General features: G+C 65.7%; 5 protein-coding genes. 1 reads left to right on the plus strand and 4 read right to left on the minus strand.

The window, feature by feature from the left end; all coding sequences use genetic code 11:
* The coding region (locus tag AC3AYF_RS17950; protein WP_487780125.1) for an arginase family protein at window positions 1-227 on the minus strand (227 nt) is incomplete at its 3' end.
* Window positions 228-405: 178 nt separating this feature from the next.
* Between AC3AYF_RS17950 and AC3AYF_RS17955 the strand changes: the two genes are divergently transcribed.
* Window positions 406-1,842, plus strand: coding sequence for a sigma-54 interaction domain-containing protein (locus AC3AYF_RS17955; protein WP_487780126.1), 1,437 nt, complete (start codon window positions 406-408; stop codon window positions 1,840-1,842).
* A gap of 14 nt (window positions 1,843-1,856) precedes the next feature.
* On the opposite strand, the gene AC3AYF_RS17960 is transcribed toward AC3AYF_RS17955, so the two are convergent.
* The 3 genes from AC3AYF_RS17960 to secD form a co-directional block, all read right to left on the minus strand.
* On the minus strand, window positions 1,857-3,071 hold the full coding sequence (locus AC3AYF_RS17960) for an AI-2E family transporter (protein WP_295040567.1): 1,215 nt from the start codon (window positions 3,069-3,071) through the stop codon (window positions 1,857-1,859).
* Between the two features lie 169 nt (window positions 3,072-3,240).
* A complete protein-coding gene (gene secF / locus AC3AYF_RS17965; RefSeq protein ID WP_295040568.1) occupies window positions 3,241-4,146 on the minus strand; it encodes a protein translocase subunit SecF in 906 nt (301 codons plus the stop codon).
* A 12-nt stretch (window positions 4,147-4,158) separates the two neighbouring features.
* On the minus strand, window positions 4,159-5,154 hold a 996-nt coding region (gene secD, locus AC3AYF_RS17970), incomplete at its 5' end, for a protein translocase subunit SecD (RefSeq protein ID WP_295040569.1).

Genomic DNA, 5,154 nt, shown 5'->3' on the forward strand with positions numbered 1-5,154 from the left:
GCCATGTTGAAGGGGCGCAGCATCCGGGATTCATCGCGAATCTGGCGCGGGCCGAACCGTGTGCCCGGACGATTGGAGGTGCCGATGTCCATCGGGATGCCGACGAAGCAGGCATCCAGTCCTTCAGCGCTCTTCTGCGTCGGCAGGCGCATCATCGTCGCGGGGCCGCCGAAGCGAGGCATTTCGTTGCCGCCGAGCGGCTGGTTGTATGGCGGTGTCGTTGGCATGGAGACTCCTGCTGTTGTGATTGTCGATTAGCACTCGCAGGAATCGTGCCAAGTCGTAACGTGCTGATTTAAAATCTTCTTTGTTTTCAGGTGATTCAAACACGAATCGAGGCATGGACGTTTCCGATCCATTCGTGCATCAATGATGCATCGACGTATCGGTAAAGGAGCACCGGAAATGGCGGACTCGCTGGACGAGGGGGCGGCCCGTTTGACGCTGGAAGCGCTGATCCAGACGGCCCAGGATCATCTCTTCATCGTCGATGCCGACGGTCGCATCCTGGATGTCAGCCCCGGCAGCGCTGCGGTCTATGGCCTGAGCCGGGATGCGCTGCGTGCCACCACCGTCCAGGCCCTGCAGGCCAGCGGCGTGCTCTCTCCCTCGGTCTCCCTCGAAGTCATTCGGACCGGCCAGCCCGCGCAGATCATGCAGCGCACCGGCACCGGGCGTCAGGTCATCGCCGAGGCCTTCCCGGTCTACGCCGACGGCAAGCTGATCCGCGTGATCAGCCGTTCGCGGGACCTCACCGATCTCCGCCTGCTGCAGGACGAGTACGCGCTGCTCCAACGCCGCTTCGCCGAGCATCTCCGCCGCCACCACGGGCCCGACGACGATGACGATGCATCGGTTGGCGAACTGGTGGTCAGGAGCCGGATCATGCGCGAGATGGTCCATCTGTTGAAGCGTAGCGCTCCCACCGACGCCACCGTGGTGATGCTGGGCGAATCCGGTGTCGGCAAGACGGCGTTCGCACGTCAGTTGCATCGCTGGAGCCGTCGGCGGGACGGGGCGTTCGTCGACGTCAATTGCGCGGCCATACCGGAGTCGCTGTTCGAGTCGGAGATGTTCGGATACCAGCCCGGCGCGTTCAGCGGGGCTTCACGCCAGGGCAAGGCAGGGCTGCTGGAGCAGGCGCATGGCGGCACGCTGTTCCTGGACGAGATCGGCGAGCTGCCGCTGACGATGCAGTCCAAGCTGCTCAAGGTGATTCAGGACGGCTCAGTGATGCGGTTGGGCGACACCCGCTCGCGCCAGGTCGATTTCCGACTGATCGTGGCGACCAACCAGGATCTGGCCGGCAGGGTCGAGGAGGGCGCCTTCCGGCTCGATCTCTACTACCGGCTCAACGTGATCCCGGTGTCGCTGCCGCCGCTGCGCGAGCGTCGCGAGGATATCCGGGGGCTGGCCCAGCGTCATCTCGAACGACTCAATCGCCGCTACGGTCGGGACAAGATACTCCATCCCAACGCCTGGGAGACGCTGATAGGCGGCGACTGGCCGGGCAACATCCGGGAACTGGAAAACTGGCTGGAACGTGCTTGGCTGTCCGCCGAGGGGGGCGTCGTCGGGGCGCCGGTGGCGTCGTCCGCTGGCGGGGCGGCGTCGGGCGACGATCCGCCGACCGGGTCCGGTAGTGCGGCGCCCGCGCCGCGTGAGAGCCCGCTGGCGCCGGGGCAGGGGCTCAGGGCGGCCATGGAGGCGCATGAGCGCGCCATTCTGGCCTCGCTGGCGGGGTCATGCGTCAGCACCTATGAACTGGCCGAACGGTTGGGGATCAGCCAGCCAAGCGTGGTGCGCAAGTTGAAACGCCATGGCCTGCGGCTCGGCCGCTGAGTGCCCGCGACCATTCAGCGACTGATATCGGCGTTGGTGTCGGCATTGGTGCTCGCTGTCGCTTCGGCGGGACGCTTCTGCCTGCCGTGAGAGCCGGAGGGACCCGGTGACGTGGTCGGAAGGGCGCTCGGCTTGCGCTTGCCGTAGCCCCAGCGCTCGGCTTCCGACGGGGCGTCCGGGGCGCTGTCGTCGTGCAGCCATTCGCGCCAGCTGGCGACCAGCAGCGCCATCAGCACCGGGCCCACGAACAGGCCGACGATCCCCATGGTCTTCACGCCACCCACCAGACCGAAGAAGGTGGGGAGGAAGGGGAGCTTGATCGGGCCGCCGACCAGGCGCGGCCGCAGTGTCTTGTCGACGACGAACAGCTCCACGGCGCCCCACAGGAACAGCCCGATGCCGTTGGCCATGTGCCCGGTGGCGACCAGATAGAGCGAGACCAGCGTGAACGTCAGCGGCGCGCCACCCGGCACCAGTGCCATGAAGGCGGTGATCACGCCGAGCACCACCGGCGACTGGATGCCGGCAATCCAGTAAGCGGTACCGAGCACCAGCCCTTCCCCCAGCGCGATCAGACCCATGCCCATCACGGTGGAGCTGATCGTTGCCGGCACCACCCGCGAGAATCGCTGCCAGCGCGCCGGCAGCACCCGCTCGCCGACCGTATCCAGCTGGCGCGCCATGCCGGCACCATCCCGGTAGAGGAAGAACAGCGTGATCAGCATGAACAGCAGGGTCAGCGCCAGGTGCAGCGCATTGCTCCCCAGCGCCAGCACCCAGCGCGAGATATTGCCGATGTGCTCGCCGCCCACCAGCTGGATCAGAGACTCCGGTGCGTGCGGTTCCGCCAGCGTCTCCTGCCACTGCTCGGACAGCCATTCGCCGATGCCGGGGAGGCCGGCAACCCAGTCCGGCGCGGGGATGCCTTGCTGGTTGGCGACCATCAGCCAGCCAACCCAGCCTTTCAATTCCTGAAAGGCGTAGGAGCAGGCCAGCACCATGGGGATCACCAGGCACATGACGATCAGGCCCAGCGCGATGCCGGCGGCCAACGCCCGACGCTGGCCGCAAGCCGCCAGCAGGCGACAGTAGAGCGGCCAACTGGCGACGCAGATGATCAGCGCTGCCAGCACCGGCACCAGGAAATCGATGAAGAAGTAGATGCCGGCGACCATCACCAGCACCAGGAGCCAGCGGGCGACACTGCTATCGGCGAAGATTGGGGCCATGGATCACTCTTGCATGAGAGGGTTGGACCAGAGCGGCTCGGGCTGAATCAGAACGGCAGCCGCATGATACCGCAACCGCTGCGGTCGGCGATTGGCCGCGCGGCGCTGGCGCGGTCAAAAAAAACCCCTCGCACGGGCGAGGGGCTGGAGGTGTCGTCGAAGCGCCGGCTCAGGGCAGCTCCTCCTCGACCTCTTCCTTCTTCACCGGGATCAGATCCTGGCGCTCCAGCTTGAACACGATCAGCAGCGCCGCGGCGACATAGACCGACGAGAAGGTGCCGGCCACGATCCCCAGGATCAGCGAGATCGAGAAGTTGTGGATCATGTCGCCGCCCAGGAAGAACAGCGCGAACAGCACCAGCAACGTCGTACCGGACGTGGCCAGGGTGCGCGAGAGCGTCTGGTTGATCGCTTCGTTGAAGATCTGCGGAAGGTCCTCGCTGCGCGACAGCCGGATGTTCTCGCGGATTCGGTCGTAGACGATGATGGTGTCGTTGAGCGAATAGCCGATGACCGCCATGATCCCGGCGAGCACCGTGAGATCGAACTCCCACTGGAACAGCGCGAACAGGCCCAGCACGATCAGCACGTCGTGTCCCAGCGAGATGATCGCGCACAGCGCGAACTTGTACTGGAAGCGGAAGGCGACGTAGACGGCGACGCCGGCCAGCGCCACCAGCATGCCCAGGCCGCTCTGGTCGCGTAGTTGATCGCCCACCTGGGCGCCGACGAACTCGGCGCGGATCAGGTCGATCTGGGCCCCGCCACTGCTCAGCGCGGACACCACCTGGTTGCCGACGTCGTTGTCGAACGTCTGTTGCAGCCGCACCAGGATCTCGTCGGTGGCGCCGAAGGTCTGGACCTGGAAGTTCTCGAACCCGCTGTTGGCCAGCAGGGTGCGGATATCGTCCAGCGACGGCACTACGGCGTAGTGGAGCTCCACCACCGTGCCGCCGGTGAAATCGAGGCCGAGGTTGAGATGCAGGAGGGCGAGGGCCGCTATCGACACGATCGTCAGCACGATCGAGACGACGAAGGCGATGCGGCGTTTGCCCATGAAGTCGAATTGGCGCATTGCTCGCGTCTCCTAGATCCAGAGTTTCTTCACCGGCTTGCCGCCGATGGAGAGGTTGACGAGGGCACGCGACACCACGATGCCGGTGAACATCGATGTGAGTATCCCGAGTGACAGCGTCACGGCGAAGCCCTTGATCGGCCCGGTGCCGATCGAGAACAGCACCACCGCGACCAGCAGCGTGGTGAGGTTGGCGTCGACGATCGAGGTGAAGGCGCGACCATAGCCTGCATGAATCGCCTGCTGGGCGGGCGTCTTGCGTCTGAGCTCCTCGCGTATGCGCTCGTAGATCAGCACGTTGGCATCCACCGCCATGCCCAGCGTCAGCACGATACCGGCGATGCCGGGCAGCGTCAGGGTTGCGCCGAGCAGCGACATGGCCGCGATCAGCAGCACCAGGTTGACCGCCAGCGCCGCGTTGGCAATCACGCCGAAGGCCTTGTAGCGGATCAGCATGAAGGCGATGACGAGCAGCCCGCCGACGATCACCGAGAAGATACCGCGCTCGATGTTCTGTGCGCCTAGGCTGGGCCCGATGGTGCGCTCCTGCACGAAGTAGATCGGTGCGGCGAGCGAGCCGGAGCGCAGCAGCAGCGCCAGTTCACTGGCTTCGGTCGGGGAATCCAGCCCGGTGATGCGGAAGCGGTTGCTGAGCGCGCTCTGCACCGTCGCCAGGCTGATGATGCTGCGGCTGGTGGTGGGAATACGCTCCTCGACCTGCTTGCCATCCTTGGTCACGGTGCGCGTGTCCGTGCTGTGATCGATGTACAGCACCGCCATGTTGCGACCGATATTGGTGCGGGTGGCCTGGTTCATCAGCGAGCCGCCGGTGCCGTCCAGGTTGATGTTCACCTGCGGGCGGCCATTCTGATCGAAGCCCTGGCTCGCGCTGGAGACCCGGTCACCGGTGATGATCACGTCACGCGACAGGGTGGCGGTGCGCTGTGGGTCGTTGCGGAACGGGAAGGTCTCCGTCTCGGAATCCGGGGCGTCCGGGCGGGCCTCGAG

This window comes from Salinicola sp. (assembly GCF_982684285.1).